Genomic DNA, 24,372 nt, shown 5'->3' with positions numbered 1-24,372 from the left:
GCCGGCATCGGACGGCCGCGAGACAGCCAAGGGCACGGAGAGTTTCCATGGGTCTGCCCCCGCACAGCCGGGACCTCGCGGAGTACGGTTCGGTGCTCCGCCGCAGGCGCCTGCTCTTCGCGTTCTGCCTGTTGGCGGGGGTTTCGGGGGGCGGCGTGCTGTTTGTGCGGACTCCCCCGCAATACACCTCCGTGGCGCAGGTGCAGGTGCTTCCGACCGGTGCGCAGGAGCAGATCAATCAGGTGACTCCGCGGCAACGAGAACCACTTAATCTCGACACCGAATCACAGATCGCACAATCCATGGTCGTCGCGTCGATAGCTGGTCAGATCCTGAAAAATACCGATCCGGCCGGTCTGCGCGACCGGGTCACCGTGGACGTCCCCCCCAATTCGGCTATTTTATCTATTTCCTTTACCGCGCCTGATCCGCTGTCGGCCGCCGCAGGCGCGCAGGCATTCGCCGACGCCTATTTGCGCAACCGTTCCCGCGCGGCCACGGACACGATCAACGCCGGGCTGAAGGTCCTCGCCGCCAAGCTGCGCCAGGTCAACGCCGACCTCGACAAGACCGTCAGCACGGGTCCGGTGCAGCCCCGAGGCGCGGCCGCCCGGACGATGGCCGCCCATCAACAGGCCGTGCTGGCCCGCCAGGCGTCCAGCCTCACGCTCAAATACGACGCGCTCAAGACCATCGCGATCACACCGGGCACCGTCATCAGCCCGGCCCAGCCGCCCCCAAAGCCGAGCGCGCCCAGCGTCCCGGTCTATCTCGGCAGCGGGCTGTTCCTCGGCCTGCTCGCCGGCGCGGGCACGGCCTTCGGCCGGGACCGGCTCGACACCCGCCTCCGCACCGCCGCCGACGTGGAGCGGCTGACCGGGCTCCCGCTGCTCGCCGAGCTGCCGTCACGGCCGGACCCGTCGATCTTCCCCGAGCTGGCCGCCACAGTGGCGACCTCGCTGGGCGACGACGAGTACCACACGCTCCTGCTGGAAGGGATCTGCGCGGAGAGCCACGCCAGGCCGATGGCCAAGGGGCTGGGCTCGGCGCTGACGCCTTTGGCGCCCGTCTCCGTCGTGACCCGCCGCGGCGCGCGTCCGGACGCGGCGGTCCTGCTCGTCGGCCTCAGGCGAGCCACCTCCACCCAGGTGGCGAGAGCCGTACGGCAACTGACCAGGCAAGGCACCCGAGTGCTCGGCGTGGTGACCGTACCGCCCCGGCTGTCCGTGCCCGAGCCCGACCCGGCGGAGCAGACGACGTGAGGCCTGCCGTGTGGCCGATCGCGGCGCTGCTGGTCGGCTATCCCGTCTGGTGGGCGCTCGGCTTCGGCGGCCTGTCGGTCGTCGTGCTCACCGTACCGATGGCCGTGGTGCTCTGGCGCAGGCGGCCGATCAGGATCCCGAAAGGCTTCGGCCTGTGGGTGCTGCTGCTGGCCGGATATCTGATCAGCGCGCTCACGCTCGCGGAGACGCCCCCGGGGACCTACGGCGAGCTGGCCCCGGGCCGTGTCATCGGCTACCTGATGCGCCTCGCCGTCTACATCGCCCTTCTCGTCATGGTGCTCTACCTGGGCAATCTGACTCTGGAGGAGCTGCCGCAGCTCACGCTCGTCCGGATGCTCGGCGTGCTGTTCGTGACCACGGTGGCGGGCGGCCTGCTGGGCGTTCTCGCTCCCCGGTTTCAGTTCACGTCGCCGCTGGAGATGGCACTGCCGGAGTGGATCGGCGGCAACTCGTTCGTGCGGAACCTCATCCACCCGACGGCCGCGCAGATCCAGCACGTGCTGGGCCACGCATCGCCGCGTCCCGAGGCGCCGTTCGAGTGGGCCAACGCCTGGGGCAGCAACGTGTCGGTGCTGGTCATCTGGTTCGTGGTCGGTTGGTGGGCGTACGGCGGGCCGTACCGGCGGGTGGTGGCGGTGCTGTTGCTCGCCGTCGCCGCGATCCCGATCGTCTACTCGCTCAACCGGGGCCTCTGGATAGGGCTCGCCATGTCCGCGGCCTATCTCGCGCTTCGGAGCCGCCGCCCGCTTCTGGTCGGTACGGCTGTCGCGGTCGCCGGGGCGGTGTTCGTGCTGTCCCCGCTGAGCACGATGGTCGGCCAGCGGCTCGACAGCCCGCGGAGCAACGACATCCGGGCCTTCACGGTGACGTCCACCGTGCGGGTGGCGGCCATGTCCCCGGTCATCGGGTACGGCAACACCCGCAACGCCCTCGGCAACCACCGCACGGTCACGACGGGCAAGACCCGCTGGTGTGAGGAGTGCGGCCATCCCCCACTGGGCAGCGACGGGCAGTTGTGGCTGCTGCTGATCAGCCAGGGCTTCGCCGGGGCCCTGCTGTACGTCGGCTTCTTCGCGGGCGCCGTCCACCGGTTCTGGCGCGACCGGACGCCGATCGGCCAGGCCGGGACGCTCGTCATGATCCTCGTGCTGTTCTACATGTTCGTCTACGACGGCCTGATCAGCGCCCTGAGCCTGTACCTCATCTCGTTCGCCCTCCTCTGGCGGAACGCCCAGGGACAGACGAACGACAGCCCCGCACCGGCGGGGCATACATGGGCACTTACGAGGAACTCATGAGGGACGCCCGCATTCGCCTGCGATATCTCCAGGAGGTCCTCGCCATGCTGTACCCAGAGACCATCGCACACCGCCCGCAAGATGCTGATGTCGAGGAGGCCCGGGAAGTCGAGGAGGCCGGGGAGCCGCACGTGGAGACCAGGGACGCGTCCGGGGATGGAGTCGCCACGAGCGCGCGCACGGTGCTGCCGCACCGGCTGGTTCCCCGGCTGCTCGTGCCGCGCGCCCCGTGGCACTCGGTGCTGGGCCGCCGTGTGGTCGTCGCCGACGGGCCGGACACCATCGAGACCTACCTGAGTGACGTGCTCGGCCAGCGCATCCACGTGGTCGTCCACGTACGGCCGGCCCGCCGGGCCAACCGCAAGCCGATCCTGGAGGCGCACGGGCCTGCGGGCCTCGTGGGATACGTCAAGGTCGGCGACTCGGACAGGGCCAGGGACCTGGTCCAGCATGAGGCCGAGGTGCTGCGGATGCTCGCCGCCCGTCCGCTGAAGGTCGTCGTGCCGCCGACCGTGCTGCATCAGGGAGTGTGGCGCGGGCTCGACGTCCTGGTCGTCTCCCCGCTGCCGGTCACGTCGCGGCGGGTGCCGATGGACCTGCTCAACACCGCCGTGGCCGAAATCGCGGCGTTGGGCAGAGGCCGCATGATCACGAACCCTGTTTGGCAAGGTGAGCGGGCATGGGCGGGAACGTATGCACGATCACGAATGACGTTTACGCAGGTGAAAGCCGTGACAGCGGAGCCTGTGCATGATCACGCCGAAAACGCGGCGTGGGGATGGCATGGGGACCTGGCCCCGTGGAATGTCTCGGCCTCGGCGGACGGGCGGCTGCTCGTATGGGACTGGGAGCGTTTCGGCAGCGGCGTGCCGTTCGGCTTCGACGCCCTGCACTACTTCTTCCATCGTGCGCTCCGCCGCATGAGGCCCGCGACGGCTGCCCACGCCTGCCTCGCACAGTCGGGCAGGGTCCTGGAGCCCTTCGGGCTCTCCACCGCCGAGGCCCGCCGTACAGCCGCTCACTACCTGATCACCATCGCCGACCGGCACCACCGGGACGGCCACGAGCCCCTCGGCCCGTCGTCCCGATGGCTCAACCCTGTCGTCGACCACCTGGAGGGCCTGCTGTGAGGTCATCGCCGTGAGGTCATCGTTCAAGCGCTCGGCCCATGCCGTCTCCCTCACCACGGGGCGCATCACCGTGGGCGCGCGGATGCTGCCATCGTTCCTCATCATCGGGGCGCAGCGGTGTGGGACCACGTCGCTCTATCGGGCGCTCGCCCAGCATCCGCTGATGATGAAGCCGGTGCTGCGCAAGGGCGTGCACTACTTCGACGTGGCCTACGACCGGAGCCTGTCCTGGTATCAGGCGCACTTCCCGCTCAAGGCGACCGCTTCAAAGCTTCACCGCCGGTACGGCTACCGCCCCCAGGCGTTCGAGTCATCGCCGTACTACCTGTTCCACCCGCTGGCGGCGGCCCGGATCGCCTGGGACCTGCCGGGGGTCAAGCTCATCGTGCTCGTGCGGGACCCGGTCGAACGGGCCTACTCGGCCCACGCCCACGAGCTGGCGCGGGGCTTCGAGACCGAGCCGTCGTTCGAGCGCGCCCTGGATCTGGAGCCCGAACGGCTCGCGGGCGAGGCCGAACGGCTGTGCGCCTCGCCGCATTACGTGAGCCACGCGCACCAGCACCATGCGTACCTGGCCCGTGGGCGCTACGCGGAGCAACTGTCCAGGCTGGAGCTCCTCGTCGGCCGCGACCGGGTGCTCGTGCTCGACAGCGGCGTCTTCTTCCGCGATCCAGATCCGGTCTACGACCGAGTGCTGGAGTTCCTCGGACTTCCTCGTTTGGGTGACCCTGTTTTCGAGCCCCACAATGCGCAGCCCCGCGCCTCGGACATGCCGGCCAAGGTACGGCGGAAGCTCAACGAGTACTTCACCCCCTGGGACGCCCTCCTGGAGCCCTGGCTGGGAGCCGAACCTTCATGGCGCCAGTAACCGACTCCGACGCGGTCGACAATCCCCGAGCCGGGCTGGCTCGGGGCAGCCTGGCTGGGATCGCAGCTGCGGGCGCCAACGCGACAAGCCAGTTCCTCATCGTGCTGGTGGTGACGCGGTCACTCGACCCGGACTCGGCGGGGGCCTTCTTCACCGCGACGGCGCTATGTCTCATGCTGGCCGGGATCCTGCGCCTCGACACCGGCAACGGCCTTATCTATGTCCTGGCACGAGAGAATCGTGGCCCGACCTCGGAGTCACGTGAGCCGCGCCCTGGGCCAGAGCGTCCCCACGCCAGATCAGTCCTGTGGACGGCCCTCCCGCCGGTGGTCGTGCTATCTGTCGTGGCGGCATGCACCGTGGCCCTATTCCGTGAGGAACTGCGCGACCTCACCGGTGTGCCGGTGGGCGTATGGCGGGTGCTGGCCGCGATCCTCCCGGCGATCGTGCTGGCAGACGTGCTCGTGTCAGCCACGCGCGGCCTCGGCTCGATGCGGCCGACGCTGCTGCTCGACGGCCTCGCTGAGCCTCTTGGCCAGCTCGCCCTCGTCACAGCGGCCGTCCTCACGGGTGTCTCACTACCGACCCTGGCCGCCGCATGGGCACTCCCCGCAATTGCCACAGCCGTCGTGGCTGCCCTCTGGCTACTGCGCCGCGAACCGTACGGCGACGACGGTGCGGTTACGTTCCAGTGGAACACCGAGAGGTTCCGGCGAGACTCAGCGGCGTTCTGGCGGTACACTGCGCCGCGCTCGGCCGCCGCGGCGATCCAGTCGGTGTTCCAGCGACTCGACATCGTGATCGTCGCCGTGCTTGCCGGGCCGGCGCCCGCGGCGGTCTACACAGCGGCGACCCGATTCAAAGTAGTCGGCCAGCTCGCCAACCAGGGGCTAGCGCAGGCAGTACAGCCTCGGCTCGTTAGAGCACTCACCGAGGGTGACCTGGCCCGAGCGCGGGAGCTGTACCAGACCACGACGATGTGGTTGGTCGTGCTGACGTGGCCGATCTGGCTCGGCTACGCGGCCCTCGCGCCCTGGCTGCTGCCGCTCTTCGGTCCCGTCTACGGGAACGGCGTGGCCGTCGCGGTCGTGCTCTCCGCGACCATGATGGTCGCCACCGCCTGCGGCATGGTCGACGTGGTGCTCATCGCCTCGGGACGCACGACGGCGAGCCTCGTCAACACCGCCTCCGCGGTGGCCGCGACCATCGTGCTCGACGTGCTGCTGGTGCCATCCCACGGCGCCCTCGGAGCCGCTCTTGGCTGGTCGGGCGGGGTCCTCGTGAAGAACCTCCTGCCGCTGGTCCAGATCTCCCGCCGGTACGGCCTGCGTCCCTTCGGCAGGCACTCCTCGGCGGCCCTCCGCCTGTCCAGGGTGCCCGCATGACCGCCGCCGGACCGCCCGTGCTGGTCACCGGGCTTCCCCGCAGCGGCACGAGCTGGGTGGGGAAGATGCTCGCGGCAAGCGGACGCCTCGTCTACGTCAACGAGCCGCTCAACCCGCAGCACCCGCCGGGCCACTCCCCCGGCGTGCTGGACGCGTCAGTAACCCATCGCTTCCAGTACATCTGCCAGGACAACGAAACCCCCTGGCTGGAGGCGTTCTCCAGGACGGTCGCGCTCCGCTACCGCTGGCTCGCCGAGCTTCGCCGCAATCACCGCCCCTACGACCTGGCCCGGATGGCCAAGTACGGCACGGCATTCGGTATCGGCCGGCTGCTGGGCAGGCGCGCGCTGCTGGACGACCCTTTCGCGCTGTTCTCGGCTCGATGGTTCGCCGACCGTCTCGGCTGCCAGGTCGTTGTCCTCGTCCGGGACCCCGTGTCCTTCGTAGGGAGCTGGCAGCGGCTCGGGTGGACGGTGTACTTCCACGAGCTGCTCGAACAGCCGCTTCTCGTGCGGGACCACCCCTGCGTGGAAGAACTCCGGCCTTTCATCGGCTCCCAAGACCGCATCGCCAAGGCCGCCGCGCTGTGGAAGGTAGCGCGCCAGGTGACCGACGAGTTGGCCGCCCGGACGACGAACATCAAGGTCGTCAGCTACGAGCAGCTCGCCTCGGCCCCGATGGACGGCTTCCGCGACCTCTACAAGTGGTGCGGCCTGCCCTGGACGGATCGCACCGCCCAGAAGATCACCGCAGCTTGTACGGCACAGCGGTCCCGAGAGCGCACCTTCACCTGGGCCGGCTTCTCACGAACGGCCTACCGCCCCATGGACTCCCGCCAAGCCCTCACCGCATACCGACACCGCTTATCGTCTGAGGAGATCGCACGCGTCGAAACCCTCATCACGCTACCGGCCACTTGACCTGCGGTGCAGGAATGTATGGCGCATAGAACCAAGGTAACCCGATCGCTTCGGAGCCTTCAGGCAGGGATCAAGTCCGTGAGGAAGTCACGAAGACCGGGGTCGACGGCGTAGATGACAGTGCCGCGCATTCCACGAGTGAGAAGGACCTTGTAGACGTTGCGCGCCAGTTGGTCGAAGTCACTATCTGACACTGCCTTCTGGCTCCTGAAGGCCGGGTCCCTGTTCTCCTTGCGCACCGTGATCACGTTTCCGTCGCGGACGCTCAGGTCAGGGCCGATGATCACGCCGGACCAGTCGTACTCGAAGCCCTGAGCGGTATAGACGCATCCGACCTGGCCGAAACCGCTCGGCTCGGTTGCCCACAGCATGCTGGGCGGCGCATCGCCGACCGCACGGTCCTTCTTGACATTCCACGGCCGTGACCAATCCCCGATCACGACATCGTCCACGAGGGAGTCATCAGACTGCGGGTCGCTCCACGGCCAGCAATATCCGGCGGTCATTCGCGCGGTGCCGGGCTTGGCCCGTAGAGCAGCCTCAAGTTCCTGAGGGGAGTGCGCGAGCCGTACCTCGAAATCATCGTCGCCGTCCCAGACCACCGGCCCTCGGCCGTCCAGCCCGAGGAGGCTCAGCACCCACTGCTCGTATTTGCGGCTGCCTCCACAGCGGAACTGCTCGTCCAAGGACACACGGTTGACTGCGAAGCCTCGCGACCGTGCGTACTGCTCGATGGCGTGCACAGTGCCGATCTCGCCAGGCCGTACAACCTGGTGTTCGTCGAGCAGGAAGACAGGCACGCGGGCGACGGCCATCAACTCGTCGAGTTGGAGGCGGCCGTTGCGCTTGGCCGCCGGCGTGAAGCGGTTGGTCGAGGTCTCGCGGATACGGTGAGCTTCATCGCAGATCAACACGTCCAGGCTGTTCCGCTCGGCGTTGGTGAAGCTGTTGAAATACATGAAAAGGTTCTTGATCCGCGTGCTGCCCCGACCCGGATAGCGGCGCATGGTCTGCGTGAACGACTGCGAGCCTGTCGCGTGCAGCGCGGTCCGACCCTGCCTGTAGAGCTCACCAAGCAAAGACAGAGCAATCACACTCTTGCCGCTGCCGGGGCCTCCGGTGACGATGACGACCTGCTTGGAATCGGCCCGGCGGCCTCTATCGACGGCACGCATGACCAGTTCGTAGGCGACCTGCTGCTCGTCAAGTAGCGTGAATTGCTCGCGCTCGCGGATTTCTGTGGCCGCATGCGCCATGAGTTGCTTGCTGGGCGCTACGGGACTGCTCAGGAGCCGGTCGGCGGCTTCGGCGCCGGGCTTGTCGGCGAGCCGCTCCCGCAGATACCTGTGAAACTCCCCGCGCCGCTGCTTCGTGAAGAGCCTGCTCCGTTCATCGCGCACCTGCTCGCCAAGGCCGTCCACGTCTAGGTCCATGGCGTTGTGCAGGTAGGCGACGCCATGCACAGAGTTCGGCCGATCCTTGAGGACACCTAGAAAGTCGCACATGTACTCGCAGTACCGGCGCACCTGCTCGGCCGGGTGAAGTGTCTCCTTCCCCGGCATGCCTTCCACGATGACCAGGTGCTCGCCCTGGTCGGACGGCTCGGCACGACTCCACTGCTTGAGCTCCACAACCACGTAGGAGTCTTCACCGGTCTGCGGATGGACGCCGGCCAGCACTACGTCGGCGCGCTTGCTGGTCAGCGGCAGCTTGTACTCCACCAACACTTCCACCCGCCGCAGGCCGGCATCGGCCAGGTCCCGGGCCAGCAGAGGAAGGCTCCGCTGCCACGATCTGGCTTCGGAAGGCGAGGGACCGCGGCCGGTGGTGATACGAAGATGCTCGGCGATCTGCTCGGCCAATGCTGCCTCGTTGGGCGACGCGAGCAGGTTCTCGACGGACAGCCGTAACGCCGTCACGGGCTTCCCCCAGGCAGCACGAGAGATCTCGTGCGGGTGGGGGCGTATCCGCTTCTGCGTCAGCCGAACAAACGCGGAAGCCCGTCGGGCCGCATCACATGGTCATCAAGAGGTTAGCGGAGGAGCTTTGCGAGCGGAGCCGCGATAAAGCTCGGGATCGTAACGGCGCTCGCTCTCGTCCAGCTTGATGTTGGTGGCCTCGTGCTGACAACTGCTCCAACTCACTCGTCACGTCTCGTGACACTACTGGCTCACAGGGTCAGCAGCGCCGGGGCAACAAGCGTCAGTCAAACAGCGCCATACCGGACAGCACGAAGTTGGACGGGGCAGACGCCCCCGTATTTGCCTGCGATCTCAAAGGGGAACGAAGTGAGCGGCAGGCCGCCGACTTCGTCAGGCGGTGGGGCATGGGTAGACGGCGTGCCGGTTGGGGGTGCAGCAGATGGCGGCGCAGGTGAGGAAGCGGCCTCCCGTTAGCCAGATGCCCCATTGGACGTCGACGCCCGCGGTCAGGCATTCCTTGGCGATGTGCAGGCGGAAGTCCAGGGCGATGCGTGCTTCGTCGGCGGGGTGGAGGAAGGACGGCTCGGCCGTCCGGTAGTGGTCGGCGAGCCAGGTCAAGGCGTCGTCCACGGTGGGCGGGGAGGCGTCGATGCGGCGGGCCGGCTTGAGCAGCCAATCGCAGGTCCGCATCGGCGGCAGCGGCGAGGCCAGGAACAGGCCGGGGTCGGCCGGCGGCAGCGGCAGGCGGCGTTCGGCTTCGTTGCGAAGCTCCTCGCCGTTGCCCGTCCAGATGTAACAGTGGAAATGCACGTGCTCCTCGTAGTGGTCTCCGTACACTCAGCAATGGCCCCTGCCCCGTCTGCACACACATGGCAGGGGCCACCCCGGTCTCGTGGTGGTGCTATCCGATGGTGCTCATCCCGGCGGCGCGGAGCTCGGCGCCGGTGAAGCGGAGTGTCCCGGCATCCGGCTTCTTGCTGTCACGCAGCGCGAACCCGTCATCCGTTCCCGGAATCGGCGCGAGTTCGACGCAGCTCTCCTGGTCCTCCTCCTGCTGATTGCCACCGCACAACCGCCGGAACCGCACTCCAGCGAGGTCGTGGCCGTACAGGTCCATGAACTTGTTGTCCTTCCTTGTTGGGGTGGACCCGGCATCGGTCTCGCCGGGCGTTTATAAGGGGTGGCCTCCCTTAAGCCCCCAAGGCGTACGGGAGGCCCCCGGCCCTGCCGGCCGAGGCCAACTCCGCGCACCATGCCAGCTCGGTACGGCCCGCCTCCACCATGCGCTCGTCGGCACTGTCCAGTTTGAGCGCCTGCCGTACCTCAGCGAGAGGACAAAACTGGAGGACCTGGCGCACGGCCTCTCACGCCGCTCGGCCGCCCTCATCCTCGGACCCGCGACGGACGCGACGCTCACGAGGCGGAAGCCAGCTTGGCCAAGCTCTCCTGCTCCGCGATCACCCGGCACAACTCAGGCAGGTCATCACCGTCAACGGTGCGAAAGGCGCCCGCCCCCTCCGCCGTCGCGTCGAAGGGCCGCTCGCGGGTGGCCCACAGCCGCCCGGCGTCGCTCCGCAGGATCCGCCAGCCGGGGATCGTCTCCCAGACCGGGATGGCTCTATCGTTTCGCATGGGTCAGGACCTCGATTCCTGATCAAGGGGCCCGTATGGCGTGACAGCGCCTACGGGTCCCGTTCTCTTCGGCCGCTTCCCCTCAATGACACTCTCCGTAGTCTCGCCAGCACAGATGCGATTGGGGGACACTGGGGGACAGGACCTCCCCCCAGTCCAGTGAAGAGGTGCAGGCATGGGCGCCGACCTTCCCGCATGGGCCGTACGGCTGCGCGCTGAACGGCGCAACCGGTTGTGGAGCCAAAGAGAGATGGCCCGCCGGCTCGTGGAGGCCGCCGACGAGGACACCCGTGGCCGCCTGCCCGAGCGAGAGTCCATCGTCCGCAGAATCAAGGCGTATGAGGCGGGTCAGCACCAACCCGACGACCCCTACCGCGTGCTGTACGCGCGGGTGTTCGGCATCAGCGAAGCTGAACTGTTCGGCGAGAGTGCCGGGGACAGCTTCCAGAATGGCGCGGCTGTCCGGTATGGGATCGACGCCGACGAACTAGACGCCTTGGAGTTGGCGCGCCGGGTCGCCGCAAGCGACGTCGGTGCGGAGACACTCGAACGCCTCGAAGTGGCCGTTGACGATATGGCGGTGGCATACCACACGACGCCACCTGCGGAACTGCTCAGCCGGGTGCGACGGCACATCACCTACGTCCGCCAGTTGGTCGAAGCGAAGACACTCTCAGAGCACAGGCGCCTGCTTGTGGCCGGTGGGTGGCTGTCGCTGCTCGCCGCCACTTGTCATGTCGATCTCCGCCAGTTTCCCGCCGCCGCCGCGCGGCTCCGAACGGCCGCCCAGTTGGCGAAGCATGCGGAGCATCCCGAGATCGCGGCATGGTGCCTGGAGACAGAGGCGTGGCAGGTCCTCACCGATGGGGATTACCGACGCGCCCTCACCCTGTCCCAGTTGGCGCAGCGGGTCGCGCCAAAGAGCAGCTCGGCGTACATCCAGGCGACCGCGCAGGAGGGCCGGGCCTGGGCGCGGTTAGGGGCCGGCGGGGAGACCCGCGACGCGCTTGACCGGGTCGCGCGGCTGGTCGCACCGCTGCCCACCCCCGACCGGCCCGAACACCATTACCGCTACGACCCCGCCAAGAGTGACGCCTATACCGTGACAACTCTGTCCTGGCTGGGGGATCCCGCCGCGGAGTCGCTTACGCGACAGGTGCTCGCCCGACTGGAGTCTGGCGTCGACGGACCGCCACGACCGCGCAGAGTCATCGCCGCACGCCTGGACCTGGCCTTGGCTCTACTGGCTGTCGACCGACCCGACGAGGCCGGAGATGCCACGCTCACGGCAATCACGAGCGGCTACCTGGTGCCATCGAACTATTGGCGCGCTGCCGAGGTGATCGCCGCAGTTGAGGACCGCCACCTGCCCCAGGCCGTCGAGCTACGGGAGGCATATCGCGAGTTGTGCCCACCGACGGACGGCGTCTAAAGCAGGGGAAATTGCTCGCCAGCCCCGAGCACTTCTACGCAGCTACACCACCCATGAACTGGACCGGATCATGACCAACAGGCCCGCCACCACCACGGGCGTGCGCGCCCGGGAGATGAACCTCTACCGCGGCTACTTCGACCTTGTCGCCGCCGGCCGCAAGACCATCGAGGTCCGCGTCCAGTACCCGAACCTGCGGAGCTTGAAGGCTGGGGATCACATCCGGTTCGTGTGCGGCCGCGACGACGCCCTCACGCGGGTCAAGCGCGTGGCTAGGTATGCCTCCTTCGAGGACATGCTGGATAGCGAGGGGCCTGCGAACGTCAACCCAGACAGCCCTCTCGAGCAGCAACTCGCCGACATTCGCCGGATCTACGGCCCGGAGAAGGAAGCCTTGGGCGTCCTGGCCATCGAGATCGAACTCCTGGCCCCGCCCATAGACACGAGGACGGACGGATGAGCACGGCCGGCTGGGTTGAAGTCGCGGAGCGAACTTGCCGCTCTCGGGAGGCCGCGGGGGCTATGGAACCCCTGACCTGCGTCCGGTCGGCGCCGCGGGCCCGGATACGGGCGAACGTTGGGCCGTGGGAGGATCTTTGTGACCGCGCTGCGACCTAACCGACCGAAGGACGAGCGCTCATGCGCGACGAGAAGATCAGTGATTTCCTGACCCGGCTCGCCGACCGGGTGCCGGCCCCTGGCGGCGGTGCGGTGGCGGCACTGCATGCCGCGCAGGCCGCGGCTCTGCTCGGAATGGTCGCTCGATACAGCACTGGGGAGAGGTACGCCGAGCACACGCTGAGTATTGAGCGGATCATCATCAAGACCGACGAGTTGCGGTTTACCGCTCTACGGCTGGCGGAGGACGATGCGGCGGCGTTCACCGCGGTCACGGACGCCTACAAGCTTCCCAAGGACACCGAGGCCGCCAAGGCTGCCCGCTCGGCTGCCATCGCGAAGGCGCTGATCGGTGCGGGCAAGCCTCCTGCCGAGGTCATCACCGTCGCCCAGCTGGCCGTCGAGTTGGCCGAGGAACTGCTGCCCATCGGCAACCGCAACGTCATCACCGACATCGCCGCCGCCACCGAGGCCGCGCGGGCTGCGGCGACCACCGCCCGAGTGAACGTCGAGATCAACCTCGGCGGCATCAAGGATGAGCAGGCCCGTGCCGAACTGGCGACCGAGGTCGCCAAGGTCGACGACATCGTCGCCCGCGCCGAGCGCATCACAGCCGCCGTCCGCGAGGAGATCGGCAAATGAGTGCCTCCATCCTGTCCGGCAAGGAACTCGCCGCCGCGATCCGCGCCGAGACCGCCGCCAAGGCCGCCGAACTGACGGCGGCCGGGAGGCCGCCCAAGCTGGCGGTCGTCGTCGCGACGGCGGACGAGTCCAGTGCCTGGTATGTCCGGTCGATCGCCAATGCTGCCGTGAAGGTCGGGATAACCTGCGACATCGTCGATCTTGGCGCGGACGCTGCCCCCGCCGACATCCGCCACAAGCTGGCCTCGCTGTCCATCGACGAGACCGTCCACGGCGTCATCCTCCAGACGCCGCTGCCGCACGGGGCCAAGCCGGAGGACCTGGCCGGCGCCATCGCGTTCGAGAAGGACATCGACGGCGCCAATCCGCTATCCCTGGGCCGCCTGGCCGCGGGCCTCCCGGCCTTCGCGCCGGCGACCGCAGAGGCGGTGATAGCGATCCTGGACCACTACCAGATCGAGCTGACCGGTCGCCGCGTCGCGGTGGTGGGCCGGTCGACCGTGGTCGGCAAGCCCGCCGCCCACCTGTTGCTGGACAAGAACGCGACCGTCACCGTGTGCCATTCGCGGACCAAGGACCTGGCCGCCGTCACGTCCAACGCCGACGTGGTGGTGGCCGCGGTCGGCCGGGCCGGGCTGATCACTGCCGAGCACATCAGGCCTGGAGCGGTGGTGGTCGACGTGGGCACCAACCCCACCGCCGAAGGTGGTCTGGTCGGTGACGTCGACGCCGCCTCAGTCACCGAGAAGGCCGGAGCACTGACACCCGTGCCTGGCGGCGTCGGTCCGGTGACCACCGCACTGCTGCTGCAACACACCGTGCAGGCCGCCTCGATCCGCTGACCACGCCACGCTGCACGACTTCGTCAAGCAGGTCGACGAGCTCTAATGGCTGACGGCCTGCTCACATGCGGCCGACTAAGGCGACGATCAGGGCGGCCACGCCGTCCTTCACCACTGACAGGACGGCGTCCTTGGCGCCGCCGGCGATCGCGCTGCCGAGCGCCTTCAATCGGCCCGGCTGGGACTCCACGGCGGCGACGACCGCACCGGGATCGGTGACGCTCCCGTCCGCGGCGACCGCACCGTCACGGGTCAGCTGGGCGACGAAGGCGCGCAACTCCGCGACGGCGGCGTCCACCTCGGCGCGGGAGACCCCGTCCGAGTTGTTGACGGTGAAGGTGTTGTTGGTGCCGCTCTGCGTGTAGCTGTCACGCCCGACCTTGTTTCCGAACACGTAGTCCGCCATGGGACCACCCCTCCTACGACTATTTGTTCAAGGTCATACGGTTGCCGGTTCCGCCCTGCTCGTACTTGTCCCTGCCGATCTTCTCGCCGATCACGAGATCCCCGCTGACGTGCAGAACCCGCTCGTGCGAAGGCGGGTCCTCGATGGCGCTGACGATCTCGCCCTCGATCCGGTGGATCTCGTCCTGAGCGGTGCCGGACAGCGCGGCGAACTGGGTGCCCGCCGTCTCGATGACCAGCGCGTACCGCGTCCGCCTGATCAGCAGCCGGTAGAGCAGCACGAACAGCAGGTACGTCACCCGGATCGCGGCCAGGATGGCGGCGACGGTGGCGAACTGCCGCGCCGCCTCCTCGACGTTGAAATCGGCGTTGATATCGAGCTCGGGCACGACCACCACGGCCGCCGCGATGATCGCCCCGACCACCACGACGAGGAAGGCGATCTCCCGGAGCGGGTAGAACGTCGACAGCTTGCCGCCCCAGACCACCCGCAGGGTCTGCACCCGGGAGATGTTCGCGAGCGGGTAGACCTCGTGCCCGATCCGGACGATCCGCTTGCTGATGCGAATTTCGCCGACCTGTTCCTTCGCCATGCCGTCCTCACCTTCGGCTGCCCGGGACATGGGTCGTCCTGGGCTGACCGTGCGACAGGGATGTTCCCGAGAGATCGACTTCATGGTCACGCCCGATCCAGGCGGCGCGGGAGAGTACCCCCCTACTTAATGCTCACCAGAATGATCGGCGGTTCTGTCTCCCGACGACATCGCCCGAGTCGAGGCCCTCACTGCGGTCTCCAGGTGACGGGTGCCACGATGATGAGGCAGGGGTCTGGCGGGCGCGGCCGGAAACCCATTTGAGCCGATAGGGAATACCGGGTGCGGATCGAAAGTTGGGAACGCGCATGACGACTGTGGGATTCATCGGTAGCGGAAACATCGGCGGCACAGTGGCCCGGCTCGCCGTGGCGGCCGGCTATGACGTGGTGCTGAGCAACTCGCGCGGTCCGGAGACATTGCGGGAGCTGGTCGACGAGCTCGGGCCGAGGGCCCGTGCGGCGACCTCCGCCGGCGCCGCGGCGGCCGGCGACCTGGTGGTCGTGAGCATTCCGCTGCGGGCCTATCGCGACGTTCCCGTGGAGCCGCTCTCCGGCAAGCCCGTGATCGACACCAACAACTACTACTCCCAGCGGGATGGGAACTTCCCCGAGCTGGACGACGAATCGACCACGTCCAGCGAGCTGCTGCAGCGCCATCTGCCGTCGTCCAAGGTCGTCAAGCTCTTCAACAACATCTACTTCGAGCATCTGCGGGAGCTCGCCCGGCCGTCCGGCGCGGCGGACCGCAGTGCGCTCGCGATCGCGGGCGACGACGCGGGGGCGAAGGACGAGGTGACGGCCTTCCTCGACCGAATCGGCTACGACGCAGTCGACGCGGGGACGCTGGCCGAGGGATGGCGCTTTCAGCCGGGGACGCCCGCGTACGGCTTGATCTATTCGGGGGGCGACGAGAAAGTCTGGGAGACACCGGGAGTGCAGGCCGACGCCGCGGTGCTCCGGGAGGCCCTTGCCGCCGCCAGTCGCTGACCCCCTACCGCGTCCAGGGCCCGGCCGCGCGGCCGGGCCCTGCGAGAGCGGGGTTAACAGAGCGCGGGGTTAACAGGAGCGCGGGTTAGCAGGTGCTCCGGTCGTGGGGGCCCTGCCAGCCGGGCACGTGCCGCCAGTCGCTCGAGATGACGGTGGCGCCGAGGCAGCCGAGCAGCCTGGTGCGGGTCAGAGCCTGCTCCGGGGTCGGGTTGTAGGTGTCCAGCGTCGGCGAGACGCTGTGGGCGTCTGTGACGGTGGTGAAGTAGTCGCGGTAGAACGTCCGCTGCTGAGCGGACAGCCCGGCGAAGCCTGTCGCGCTGCCGTCGAAGACCACGAACCACGGGCGCAGGGACGCGTCGTAGCCCTGCCTCGGATCGGTCGTGCCGTACGCCGTGTTGGGGACCGGGAAGACCTGCGCGTCCGCCGGATGCGCGCGCAGGTGCTGGGCGTACTCGACCTCGGTGGGCAGGCTGTCGTTCTCCGCGGTTCCCCTGATGACGTACGCCATGATCTTGCCGCGGAGCTGGGTCGGCCAGGCGTGCGCCTTGGCGCCTTCGTCCGGAGTGGCCCAGCCGTTCATCAGAGCAGCGGGCGTGATCATCGCGCTGCCGAAGCGGGTACGGAGCACCGTGTCGAGCTCGTCGGGCCCCTTGCCGCGGTTGTCGTGGAAGCCGTCCTTCATCTCCAGCTTGATGATCAGCAGCTCGTGGTCCGGGTGGGCGTCATGCCAGGCCTTGATGTTGTCCAGGCAGTCGGTCAGCGGCTTGCTGCGCGCCGAGTCGCGCAACTGGCCGATGGTCGCGCCCTGCTCGCAGTTGTTGTCGTTGCCGAACGGGTTGGAGTGGCTGACCGTCCACTGCCCGAAGAAGGTCCACATGTCGATCTCGATCATGCGGTCGCCCGCGTCGAGGGCGTCGATGAGGTACGGGTAGGCCGCCCTGTCGTACGCGTTGTGGACGCCGCCGTAGAAGTAGTCGGTCAGCGTGGGAGTGCCGGCCTGCACGGGGCTGACGCCGGTCGCCAAGGCCATGGCCGTGACCAGCCCGGCGAGCATGGCGAGGCGACGGAAGCGGGAGATGCGGGGGAATGGGGGGAAACGCACAAAGGCCTCCGGGGGGGTTGAGGGGACCACTGCTGCGCTGCTGTGCGGCGGCTTGACAAAGCGCTTGCTTCGATCAACCGCCACACAGTAAGTGTGCGTTTCCTGGCCGTCCCCGCCGGTGAACGGCACTTCAATGACAGCCGAACATGAGACGGATCTCCGTACCCCTGTAAGCCCTCGCCCGGAAGCCGGTTCATCCGGCCTGGCCGGCATCCATGCACAGCGGGCTTGAACCGGACGCGACGTCAGGTTCTAGCGTTGGCGGCGTGATCGGGAGCGACGACACCGGACGCCGGTGGAGCATCGGAGAGCTGGCGCACGCGACCGGGCTGACCGTGCGGACCCTGCGCCACTACGACCAGATCGGCCTGCTTACGGCGAGCGAGCGGACCTCGTCGGGGCACCGCCGCTACACCAAGGAGGACGTCCGGCGGCTGTACCGAGTCCGGGCGCTGCGCGGGCTCGGGCTCTCGCTGGAGGAGATCGCAAAGCTGCTCGCCTACTCCGCTGACGATCTGGCGACGATGCGGGATCTGCTCGCCGCTCAGCTCCGCGATGTGGCGGAGCACGCCCAGCGGGTCCGGCAGCTCACGCAGCGGCTTCACGGGCTGCTGGACCAGATTGACGGCTCGTCGATGCCCGATCCGGATCAGTTCATGACGACCTTGGAGATGATGTCGGTGTTCGAGACCCACTTCACACAGGACCAGCGGGACCGCCTGGCCGAGCGCCGAGCCGTACTCGGCCCAGAGGCGGTCGACAACGCCAAGACCGAATGGGCCGGACTCGTCGGGGAACTGCTGCGACACGTGCAGGGGGACACGCCCGTCGAGGACCCGCGGGTTCAGGCCCTGGTCGAACGCTGGGACGCGCTGGGAGACCTCTTCCACGGCGGGGACGAGCGGGTAAAGGCCGCCGCCAAGACGATGTGGCAGGAGAACAGCACAGAGCTGAGCCAACGCCTACCGTGGCCCGCTAACCAAATGGTCAGCCTCGTCGCCTACATCGAGCGCGCCCGGCAAGCCCGCTGACACACCATGGCCAGAGGAACGATCCAGCAAGGCCACCGTGTTGGCCGAATCCCGAGCGAATGAGTTAACCTTGGCGTTAACCTCGAAGCGTGACGGACTGGCAGGTCATCTTGGTGGCAGAGGTTGCCGAATGGTTCCAGTACTTGTCGGAGACCGATTGGGAAAGCGCCGATCGAGTCGAAGATGCGATCGACGTGCTCGCAAGGATGGGCCCAACCCTGGGTCGGCCACTGGTCGACCGGATCAAAGGCTCGGACCATCACCATCTGAAGGAACTGCGACCCGGCTCCTCGGGTAGCAGCGAGATCAGAATTCTGTTCGCGTTTGACCCTGTGCGGCGGGCCGTGCTGCTGGTGGCCGGCGATAAGGCGGGGAACTGGAACCGATGGTACGACGCGAACATTCCAATAGCTGAGAAGCGCTACATAGAGCATTTGGCGGAGATCGACACGAGGATGTACGAATGAGCACGGTCGGATGGAATGAGGTCAAAGAACAGGCTCGCCGGGGGCGAGAAGCCGCAGGCCTGCCGGTGCGCTCTGAGCGAGACAAGCAAACGGCGATTGATCGCCTTACCGCCGAGGCCCGCGCACATCGCCTGGCGGAGATCCGCCGGGACCAGGCCCTGACGCAGAAGGACATCGCCGCCGCGATGGGCGTGTCCGGGCCCCGAGTCTCGGCGATCGAACATGGCGAGATCGACCGGGTCGAGGTGTCCACACTTCGGTCATATGTGGAAGCACTGGGCGGTCGGCTCCGTGTGGTGGCGGACTTCGGTGACACCGAGTACACCGTTGCCTGATTCCTCATCAGGGATGGGCTTGCCGGATGAGGACCGGATCTCCTCAATCAACTGGCGTTTGGATAGGCGTCACCACCGCTAAGCACTAGGCAGTTTTCCGAGCCTTCGCGACTCCCCTGTTGTGGCGGAGCAGGCAGCGGGTGAGCAGGCGCAGGGCGAAGGGGAGGTCGTCGATGAGGTAGCGGCGGGCCAGCCTGCCTGGCTCGCTCAGCAGGCGGAACAGCCACTCCAGGCCGTGATCGCCCATCCACGCGGGCGCTCGCCGTACCGAGCCGGCCGCGAAGGCGATCGCGGAGCCGCAGCCGACGAACCACGCCCCGGGCAGGTCGGCCCGGGCGGCGGCGATCAGCCGGTCCTGCTTCGGGAAGCCCAGCCCGACGAAAACCAGCAGCGGCCCGGCGTCGACGAGCTTCTTCCTCACCTCCGCCAGCTCTTCCGCACAGGCGTCGAACCCGTACGGCGGAGCGTTCACCCCTGCGACGACGAGCTGCGGACAACTCTTCCGGAGGACGGCGGACGCGGTGTCCGGCACTCCGGGAGGCCCGCCGAGCAGATAGATCGGGAAGCCGTGGGAGGCCGCCGCCTCAGAGAGCGACCAGATCAGGTCGGCTCCGGTGACCCTTGCCGGCAGCGGGTCGCCCAGGAGGCGGGCCGCCCAGACCAGCGGCATGCCGTCCGCCACGGCGAGATCCGCGCTGGCGACCAGGTCGCGCAGCTCCGCGTCGCGTGAGATGGCCCGGCAGATGTCGACGTTCGGGGTGACGATGTGCCCGCCGCGACCGTGATGCAACGCCTCGACGACGTGCTCCACGACCTCCGCCTCCGTCAGGGCGTCGAGTTCCACCCCGGCGACCGCGACCCGCGCCGCCCCGCGGACTGCCCCGCATCGACTCGCCATGCCGTTGGCCGCGCCCTCTGACACGCCCGTCGCCACCTCCTGCGGCGCGGCACCTCCCGCACGGCCCGGCCTGCCCTTCGCCGCTACGAGCGGGACGGCGGGCGGCTCTTGGGGCAGCAGCAGATCTCGGGCCATCAGATGCCGTGGCCGTGAGCGTTGAGGATGTGGAGGACCGCGCTCGGGGAGACCAGACGAGCCGCCACGGCCAGTGCCAGGGCTGTGCGGGGTTCTCCGCGGCGGGTCGCGAAGGTACGCAACGCCCACCGGGCCGTCTCCCTGCGCCGGCCAAGAGCAGCATGGCTGAAGGCGAGCTGGCCGTAGATCCGGGCGGCGCCGCGCCGGTCTGTCGTGAGCTCGGGATGCCGGGCCAGCATCCATTCGAGGCCGGCGATCCGGTCGGCCCACTTGGTGACGTAGCCGGACGCGCCCCAGCGGACCCGCACGAGGGGCCGGTCGACGTGGAGGATCGGGTGCCGCCCGGCGGCACGGAGCGCGAGGTCCCAGTCCTCGTTCTGGCCACCCGGGGCGCTCTCGTCCACCCAGATCGAGCCCCGCCTGAGCAGGAACGTCGACGAGTGGACCATCATCATCCGCGACCGGGTGAGGTGCTCGCGGGTGACCCGGTCCGTGCCGGCGAGGCGGGCCACGCGGCGGGAGCCGTACTCGACCTCGATCGCGCAGCTCGCGAAGTGGGCCTCCGGTTCCGCCGCGAGCGCCGCGAGCTGAGCGGCGAGCTTGCCCGGCAGCCATACGTCATCGTCGTCGCAGAAGGCCACCAGATCCGTGCTCAGGGCCGCGAGGCCGGTGTTCCTGGCTCCGGGCAGGCCGGGGCTCCGGCCGTTCCGGAGGACCCGGACGCTGCCGCGAAACGCCGCCACAACGTCCGCCAACTGCTCGGCCACCATGGCCACCCGGTCCTCGCCCATGGCCGCCCGGTCCACGCTCATGGCCGCCCGGTCCACGCCCATGGTGTACGGCCAAGCCACCGCAGGCACCCTTCCCGCCGCCCCGGGCTCGGCTGCCTCGCCGTCGGCGGCGTCGACGACCACGACGACCTCGGGTGGGCGGCTGTGGGACTGGTTCAGTACGGCTGACACCGCGGCGGCGAGAGGGCCGGGCCGGTCACCTCGGGTGGGGATCACGACCCCCACGGACGGGTTCAACGCGGAAGCTCCGATCGGTAGGCGAGTCAGTACGTGAGGCGGTAGCCGTACAGGAGGAGAAGGGGCCAGGTGAGCGCGGTGACCAGCCAGCGTTGGGCCATGGGCAGCGCAGTGTGGCGGTCGCGGAACTCGATCCGGCCGACGGCGAACCGCATGGGGTTGCCGGACACCGTGTGCGCGACACCGAGCCGCGCCTGCCGGTCGTCGAGGAAGGAAATCGCTTCCGCGGAGGACGGCAGATCGAGCTTGGCCGCCAACTTCGTCATCGTTTTGACGGGCTCGTCGAGGAGGTCCTCGTAGTGGACGCGCACGACCCGGACGCCACGGCAGCGGAGGACCTCCAAAGCGAGGTTCTGCGCCAGCCAGTGGACGGCCGTCCTGGCGGGCGCCCAGCGAGTCATGGGCTGCCCGTCTTCGGGCCGCCGCACCTTCCGCCGCCAGGAGGCCGCGACCGCCCGGGGGTCGCGGACGACATGGACGACCCGCACATCGGTGATCGCGGACAGACAGTACGCCAGGGAGGCGTGCTTGCTGCTGTCGATCACGGCTCGGGCGTTCGCGACCTCGGCCGCGGCGCCGTAGATCCGGGAGTAGGCCGACACGTATTCGGCCATCTCGGCCTCGCGGGTGAGCAGTCCGCAGGCGAACCCCGGGATCCGGCGGGTACGGTCGACCTGGGTGCGGAGACGCAGCAGCCAGTGGGCCTGGGTCTCCCGCCAGCGGCCGAAGGCCCGGGCGCCCACCTTCCCCCAGAAGGGGCACTCAGCGAAGAGCTGCCCGCAGCCGCAGGGCTCGTTGGCGAGGACACCGCGCGCCCAGAGGTGGACGACCTCCCCGAGCGGGACGACACCGGGGATCTCGCCGAGCAGGCGTTCCAACAGCGTGCTGCCGCTGCGACCCAGCCCGCCCACGAAGATCACCGGCTGAGAGTCGGCCACGGCCACGCGCCCTCCACCTTGCGGATACGGAACGTGGCGACCCTAGCGCGCAGTGTAATTACACACGTGACGATCCCTAAAGATCTACCCGGCGACGGCTACCGTCCAGGTTCGACTTGGCCATCGCGGCACGCGACCGCACGAGCACCCCTGCGGACGACTCCGCCGCGCAGTGAACCCCGCCCAAAGCCTCGTCCGCCCGGCGGACCGGCGAAAGGGCCGGTCCGCCGGGGAGACCGCGTCAGTGGGCGTCGACGATCATGCCGGCCGCCACGGTGCCGTTCGTGGCCTCGTCGATGAGGATGAAGCCGCCGGTGAGGCGGTTTCTGGCGTAGTCGTCCACGAAGAGCGGCTGGGTCGTCCGCAGCGACACCCGGCCGATCTCGTTGAGGCCCAGCGCCGTCGCCGACTCGTCACGATGGAGGGTGTTGACGTCGAGCCGGTAGTGCAGGTCCCTCACGAGGGCCCGTGCCGTCCTCGTCGTGTGCTTGATGACGAGCTTGGAGCGCGGCTGGAGCTTCACTCCGTCGGCCATCCAGCAGACCATCGCGTCGATCTCCTGCGCGACGTGCGGCTGGTTGTGCGGGCGGCAGATCATGTCCCCGCGCGAGATGTCGATGTCGTCCTCCAGCCGGAGGGTGACCGACATGGGCGGGAACGCCTCATCGACCTTGCCGTCGAACGTGTCGATCCCCGAGATCCTCGTGGTCAGGCCCGACGGCAGGTGCATCACCTCGTCACCGGGCTTGAGGATGCCCCCGGCGACCTGGCCGGCGTATCCCCGGTAGTCGTGGAGCTCCTGGCTGGTCGCGCTGTGCGGCCGGATGACGTACTGCACGGGGAACCGGACATCCACCAGGTTCCGGTCGGAGGCGATGTGCACGTGCTCCAGATGGTGGAGGAGCGACGAGCCTTCGTACCACGGCATGTTCTCCGACCGGGAGACCACGTTGTCGCCGTGCAGCGCCGAGATCGGGATGAACGTGAGGTCGCTCGCGTTCAGCTTCGACGCGAAGGCGGTGAACTCCTCACGGATCTCCTCGAACCGCGCCTCCGAATAGTCGACGAGGTCCATCTTGTTGACCGCCAGCACGAGGTGCGGGACCCGGAGCAGCGTCGTGAGGAACGCGTGCCGCCGCGACTGCTCCAGCACGCCCTTACGCGCGTCGATCAGGATGATCGCCAGGTCGGCGGTGGAGGCGCCGGTGACCATGTTCCGCGTGTACTGGATGTGGCCGGGCGTGTCGGCGATGATGAACTTGCGCTTCGGCGTCGCGAAATAGCGGTACGCCACGTCGATCGTGATGCCCTGCTCACGCTCGGCCCGCAGGCCGTCGGTCAGCAGCGACAGGTCGGTGTACTCCGTGCCCCGGTCGCGCGAGGTGCGCTCGACCGCTTCGAGCTGGTCCTCGAAGATCGCCTTGGAGTCGAAGAGCAGCCGCCCGATCAGCGTCGACTTGCCGTCGTCCACGCTTCCCGCGGTGGCGAAACGAAGGATGTCCATTACTCCCGCTCCCCAGAGTCTCCAGCGTCCCCAGACCTCGTACGGCCGCGCATCAGAAGTAGCCTTCCTTCTTGCGGTCTTCCATGGCGGCCTCGGAGGCCCGGTCGTCGGCGCGGGTGGCCCCGCGCTCGGTGATCCGGGTGGCGGCGATCTCCTCGATGATCTCCTCTACGGTCGTGGCGGCGGACACCACCGCTCCCGTGCAGGTCATGTCGCCCACGGTCCGGTAGCGGACGACGGCCTTGAAGACGGGCTCGTCCTCGCCGCGCTGCACCACCTCGTCGTCGGCCAGCAGCATGCCGTCCCGCTCGAAGACCTTGCGGGTGTGCGAGAAGTAGATCGACGGGATCTCGATGTTCTCGCGCCGGATGTAGTGCCAGATGTCCAGCTCGGTCCAGTTGGACAGGGGGAACACCCGGATGTGCTCGCCCTTGCGGATCCGCGTGTTGTAGAGGTTCCACAGCTCGGGCCGCTGGTTCTTCGGGTCCCACTGGCCGAAGTCGTCGCGGAAGGAGAACACCCGCTCCTTGGCCCGCGCCTTCTCCTCGTCGCGCCGGCCCCCGCCGAAGACCGCGTCGTACTCGTTCTCCTCGATCGCGTCGAGCAGCGTGGTCGTCTGGAGCCGGTTGCGGGAGGCCCGCCGCCCGGTGTCCTCGACGACTCGTCCGGCGTCGATGGACGCCTGGACCGACGCCACGACGAGCCGGGCGTTCAGCTCGGCGACCCGGCGGTCCCGGTAGTCGATGACCTCGGAGAAGTTGTGACCGGTGTCCACGTGCATCAGAGGGAACGGGATCGGCGCCGGCCAGAACGCCTTCTCGGCGACGCGCAGCATGACGATCGAGTCCTTGCCGCCGGAGAAGAGCAGACAGGGGCGCTCGAACTCGGCCGCGACCTCACGCATGATGTGGATCGCCTCGGCTTCCAGCACGTCGAGCTGTGACGTGGTGTAGTCACGCTGAAGCATTGGGCTTC

26 protein-coding genes are annotated in these 24,372 nt (G+C 68.3%); 14 read left to right on the top strand and 12 right to left on the bottom strand.

The window, feature by feature from the left end; translation table 11 throughout:
* Positions 1-47: 47 nt before the first annotated feature.
* The 6 genes from ABH927_RS13545 to ABH927_RS13520 are packed head-to-tail and all read left to right on the top strand — an operon-like array spanning position 48 to position 6,884.
* Complete coding sequence (locus tag ABH927_RS13545) at positions 48-1,262, top strand: YveK family protein (RefSeq protein ID WP_370021389.1); 1,215 nt, start codon at positions 48-50, stop codon at positions 1,260-1,262.
* Positions 1,259-2,581 carry a hypothetical protein gene (locus ABH927_RS13540; RefSeq protein WP_370021387.1) on the top strand — a complete coding sequence of 441 codons (1,323 nt, stop codon included), beginning with the start codon at positions 1,259-1,261 and terminating at the stop codon, positions 2,579-2,581. Before ABH927_RS13545 ends, ABH927_RS13540 begins: the two co-directional genes overlap by 4 nt.
* Positions 2,578-3,711 carry a hypothetical protein gene (locus ABH927_RS13535; protein ID WP_370021386.1) on the top strand — a complete coding sequence of 378 codons (1,134 nt, stop codon included), beginning with the start codon at positions 2,578-2,580 and terminating at the stop codon, positions 3,709-3,711. The genes ABH927_RS13540 and ABH927_RS13535 overlap by 4 nt, the downstream gene beginning before the upstream one ends.
* A gap of 10 nt (positions 3,712-3,721) precedes the next feature.
* Positions 3,722-4,579, top strand: coding sequence for a sulfotransferase (locus ABH927_RS13530; protein ID WP_370021385.1), 858 nt, complete (start codon positions 3,722-3,724; stop codon positions 4,577-4,579).
* Complete coding sequence (locus ABH927_RS13525; protein ID WP_370021383.1) at positions 4,567-5,964, top strand: lipopolysaccharide biosynthesis protein; 1,398 nt, start codon at positions 4,567-4,569, stop codon at positions 5,962-5,964. Before ABH927_RS13530 ends, ABH927_RS13525 begins: the two co-directional genes overlap by 13 nt.
* Positions 5,961-6,884, top strand: a complete 924-nt coding sequence (locus ABH927_RS13520; RefSeq protein ID WP_370021381.1) for a sulfotransferase — start codon at positions 5,961-5,963, stop codon at positions 6,882-6,884. Before ABH927_RS13525 ends, ABH927_RS13520 begins: the two co-directional genes overlap by 4 nt.
* A 59-nt stretch (positions 6,885-6,943) precedes the next feature.
* Here the strand turns inward: ABH927_RS13520 and ABH927_RS13515 are convergent, their stop codons facing one another.
* From ABH927_RS13515 to ABH927_RS13500, 4 genes are all read right to left on the bottom strand, one after another.
* On the bottom strand, positions 6,944-8,803 hold the full coding sequence (locus tag ABH927_RS13515; RefSeq protein WP_370021380.1) for a DNA/RNA helicase domain-containing protein: 1,860 nt from the start codon (positions 8,801-8,803) through the stop codon (positions 6,944-6,946).
* Between the two features lie 393 nt (positions 8,804-9,196).
* Positions 9,197-9,643: a hypothetical protein gene (locus ABH927_RS13510; RefSeq protein ID WP_370021378.1), complete on the bottom strand. Its 447-nt coding sequence runs from the start codon at positions 9,641-9,643 to the stop codon at positions 9,197-9,199.
* A gap of 64 nt (positions 9,644-9,707) precedes the next feature.
* Complete coding sequence (locus tag ABH927_RS13505; RefSeq protein ID WP_370021377.1) at positions 9,708-9,923, bottom strand: DUF397 domain-containing protein; 216 nt, start codon at positions 9,921-9,923, stop codon at positions 9,708-9,710.
* Between the two features lie 296 nt (positions 9,924-10,219).
* Positions 10,220-10,438 (bottom strand): hypothetical protein, encoded by a 219-nt coding sequence (locus ABH927_RS13500; protein WP_370021376.1) that lies wholly within the window; start codon positions 10,436-10,438, stop codon positions 10,220-10,222.
* A gap of 175 nt (positions 10,439-10,613) precedes the next feature.
* On the opposite strand from ABH927_RS13500, the gene ABH927_RS13495 reads away from it, so the two are divergent.
* The 4 genes from ABH927_RS13495 (at position 10,614) to ABH927_RS13480 (ending at position 13,972) form a co-directional block, all read left to right on the top strand.
* The gene (locus ABH927_RS13495) at positions 10,614-11,870 is read left to right on the top strand and encodes a multiprotein-bridging factor 1 family protein (RefSeq protein WP_370021374.1); all 1,257 of its coding nucleotides are present in this window, start codon (positions 10,614-10,616) and stop codon (positions 11,868-11,870) included.
* Positions 11,871-11,940: 70 nt separating this feature from the next.
* Positions 11,941-12,330, top strand: a complete 390-nt coding sequence (locus ABH927_RS13490) for an ASCH domain-containing protein (protein ID WP_370021372.1) — start codon at positions 11,941-11,943, stop codon at positions 12,328-12,330.
* Positions 12,331-12,509: 179 nt separating this feature from the next.
* Positions 12,510-13,130 carry a cyclodeaminase/cyclohydrolase family protein gene (locus tag ABH927_RS13485; RefSeq protein WP_370021370.1) on the top strand — a complete coding sequence of 207 codons (621 nt, stop codon included), beginning with the start codon at positions 12,510-12,512 and terminating at the stop codon, positions 13,128-13,130.
* Complete coding sequence (locus tag ABH927_RS13480) at positions 13,127-13,972, top strand: bifunctional 5,10-methylenetetrahydrofolate dehydrogenase/5,10-methenyltetrahydrofolate cyclohydrolase (RefSeq protein ID WP_370021369.1); 846 nt, start codon at positions 13,127-13,129, stop codon at positions 13,970-13,972. The genes ABH927_RS13485 and ABH927_RS13480 overlap by 4 nt, the downstream gene beginning before the upstream one ends.
* 61 nt (positions 13,973-14,033) lie before the next feature.
* On the opposite strand, the gene ABH927_RS13475 is transcribed toward ABH927_RS13480, so the two are convergent.
* Together ABH927_RS13475 and ABH927_RS13470 are read right to left on the bottom strand one after the other, a co-directional pair.
* On the bottom strand, positions 14,034-14,378 hold the full coding sequence (locus tag ABH927_RS13475; RefSeq protein ID WP_370021367.1) for a hypothetical protein: 345 nt from the start codon (positions 14,376-14,378) through the stop codon (positions 14,034-14,036).
* 19 nt (positions 14,379-14,397) lie between these two features.
* Positions 14,398-14,970: a DUF6232 family protein gene (locus ABH927_RS13470; protein WP_370021366.1), complete on the bottom strand. Its 573-nt coding sequence runs from the start codon at positions 14,968-14,970 to the stop codon at positions 14,398-14,400.
* Between the two features lie 308 nt (positions 14,971-15,278).
* Between ABH927_RS13470 and ABH927_RS13465 the strand changes: the two genes are divergently transcribed.
* Positions 15,279-15,959: an NADPH-dependent F420 reductase gene (locus ABH927_RS13465; RefSeq protein WP_370021365.1), complete on the top strand. Its 681-nt coding sequence runs from the start codon at positions 15,279-15,281 to the stop codon at positions 15,957-15,959.
* A gap of 85 nt (positions 15,960-16,044) precedes the next feature.
* Here ABH927_RS13465 and ABH927_RS13460 read toward each other — a convergent pair whose 3' ends face one another.
* Positions 16,045-17,061, bottom strand: coding sequence for a Ca2+-dependent phosphoinositide-specific phospholipase C (locus ABH927_RS13460; RefSeq protein WP_370021364.1), 1,017 nt, complete (start codon positions 17,059-17,061; stop codon positions 16,045-16,047).
* 266 nt (positions 17,062-17,327) lie between these two features.
* On the opposite strand from ABH927_RS13460, the gene ABH927_RS13455 reads away from it, so the two are divergent.
* The 3 genes from ABH927_RS13455 to ABH927_RS13445 all read left to right on the top strand — a co-directional run bounded on the left by ABH927_RS13455 (position 17,328) and on the right by ABH927_RS13445 (position 18,894).
* Positions 17,328-18,092 carry a MerR family transcriptional regulator gene (locus tag ABH927_RS13455; protein ID WP_370021363.1) on the top strand — a complete coding sequence of 255 codons (765 nt, stop codon included), beginning with the start codon at positions 17,328-17,330 and terminating at the stop codon, positions 18,090-18,092.
* Positions 18,093-18,181: 89 nt separating this feature from the next.
* Positions 18,182-18,559 carry a type II toxin-antitoxin system RelE/ParE family toxin gene (locus tag ABH927_RS13450; RefSeq protein WP_370021362.1) on the top strand — a complete coding sequence of 126 codons (378 nt, stop codon included), beginning with the start codon at positions 18,182-18,184 and terminating at the stop codon, positions 18,557-18,559.
* A complete protein-coding gene (locus ABH927_RS13445; RefSeq protein WP_370021360.1) occupies positions 18,556-18,894 on the top strand; it encodes an XRE family transcriptional regulator in 339 nt (112 codons plus the stop codon). The genes ABH927_RS13450 and ABH927_RS13445 overlap by 4 nt, the downstream gene beginning before the upstream one ends.
* A gap of 85 nt (positions 18,895-18,979) precedes the next feature.
* On the opposite strand, the gene ABH927_RS13440 is transcribed toward ABH927_RS13445, so the two are convergent.
* The 5 genes from ABH927_RS13440 to cysD all read right to left on the bottom strand — a co-directional run bounded on the left by ABH927_RS13440 (position 18,980) and on the right by cysD (position 24,364).
* A complete protein-coding gene (locus ABH927_RS13440) occupies positions 18,980-19,927 on the bottom strand; it encodes a WecB/TagA/CpsF family glycosyltransferase (protein WP_370021359.1) in 948 nt (315 codons plus the stop codon).
* A complete protein-coding gene (locus ABH927_RS13435) occupies positions 19,927-20,934 on the bottom strand; it encodes a glycosyltransferase (protein ID WP_370021358.1) in 1,008 nt (335 codons plus the stop codon). Before ABH927_RS13435 ends, ABH927_RS13440 begins: the two co-directional genes overlap by 1 nt.
* 47 nt (positions 20,935-20,981) lie before the next feature.
* Entirely contained in the window at positions 20,982-21,899 is a 918-nt protein-coding gene (locus tag ABH927_RS13430; RefSeq protein WP_370021356.1) for a sulfotransferase, read from the bottom strand.
* 235 nt (positions 21,900-22,134) lie between these two features.
* On the bottom strand, positions 22,135-23,397 hold the full coding sequence (gene cysN / locus ABH927_RS13425; RefSeq protein ID WP_370021355.1) for a sulfate adenylyltransferase subunit CysN: 1,263 nt from the start codon (positions 23,395-23,397) through the stop codon (positions 22,135-22,137).
* 52 nt (positions 23,398-23,449) lie between these two features.
* Positions 23,450-24,364, bottom strand: a complete 915-nt coding sequence (gene cysD / locus ABH927_RS13420) for a sulfate adenylyltransferase subunit CysD (RefSeq protein WP_370021354.1) — start codon at positions 24,362-24,364, stop codon at positions 23,450-23,452.
* Between the last annotated feature and the right edge of the window lie 8 nt (positions 24,365-24,372).

It is taken from the genome of Planotetraspora sp. GP83 (genome assembly GCF_041262585.1).
Lineage (GTDB): Bacteria > Actinomycetota > Actinomycetes > Streptosporangiales > Streptosporangiaceae > JAOEGB01.
Note: the sequence above shows the minus strand (reverse complement) of the source record. Positions and strands in the feature narration are given on the sequence as shown.

Coding starts and splice junctions, on each gene's coding strand:
- ABH927_RS13545 (WP_370021389.1), top strand. CDS start 48: ATGGGTCTGCCCCCGCACAGCCGGGACCTCGCGGAGTACGGTTCGGTG.
- ABH927_RS13535 (WP_370021386.1), top strand. CDS start 2,578: ATGAGGGACGCCCGCATTCGCCTGCGATATCTCCAGGAGGTCCTCGCC.
- ABH927_RS13525 (WP_370021383.1), top strand. CDS start 4,567: ATGGCGCCAGTAACCGACTCCGACGCGGTCGACAATCCCCGAGCCGGG.
- ABH927_RS13520 (WP_370021381.1), top strand. CDS start 5,961: ATGACCGCCGCCGGACCGCCCGTGCTGGTCACCGGGCTTCCCCGCAGC.
- ABH927_RS13505 (WP_370021377.1), bottom strand. CDS start 9,923: ATGGACCTGTACGGCCACGACCTCGCTGGAGTGCGGTTCCGGCGGTTG.
- ABH927_RS13500 (WP_370021376.1), bottom strand. CDS start 10,438: ATGCGAAACGATAGAGCCATCCCGGTCTGGGAGACGATCCCCGGCTGG.
- ABH927_RS13495 (WP_370021374.1), top strand. CDS start 10,614: ATGGGCGCCGACCTTCCCGCATGGGCCGTACGGCTGCGCGCTGAACGG.
- ABH927_RS13490 (WP_370021372.1), top strand. CDS start 11,941: ATGACCAACAGGCCCGCCACCACCACGGGCGTGCGCGCCCGGGAGATG.
- ABH927_RS13485 (WP_370021370.1), top strand. CDS start 12,510: ATGCGCGACGAGAAGATCAGTGATTTCCTGACCCGGCTCGCCGACCGG.
- ABH927_RS13480 (WP_370021369.1), top strand. CDS start 13,127: ATGAGTGCCTCCATCCTGTCCGGCAAGGAACTCGCCGCCGCGATCCGC.
- ABH927_RS13475 (WP_370021367.1), bottom strand. CDS start 14,378: ATGGCGGACTACGTGTTCGGAAACAAGGTCGGGCGTGACAGCTACACG.
- ABH927_RS13470 (WP_370021366.1), bottom strand. CDS start 14,970: ATGGCGAAGGAACAGGTCGGCGAAATTCGCATCAGCAAGCGGATCGTC.
- ABH927_RS13465 (WP_370021365.1), top strand. CDS start 15,279: ATGACGACTGTGGGATTCATCGGTAGCGGAAACATCGGCGGCACAGTG.
- ABH927_RS13445 (WP_370021360.1), top strand. CDS start 18,556: ATGAGCACGGTCGGATGGAATGAGGTCAAAGAACAGGCTCGCCGGGGG.
- ABH927_RS13440 (WP_370021359.1), bottom strand. CDS start 19,927: ATGGCCCGAGATCTGCTGCTGCCCCAAGAGCCGCCCGCCGTCCCGCTC.
- cysN (WP_370021355.1), bottom strand. CDS start 23,397: ATGGACATCCTTCGTTTCGCCACCGCGGGAAGCGTGGACGACGGCAAG.
- cysD (WP_370021354.1), bottom strand. CDS start 24,364: ATGCTTCAGCGTGACTACACCACGTCACAGCTCGACGTGCTGGAAGCC.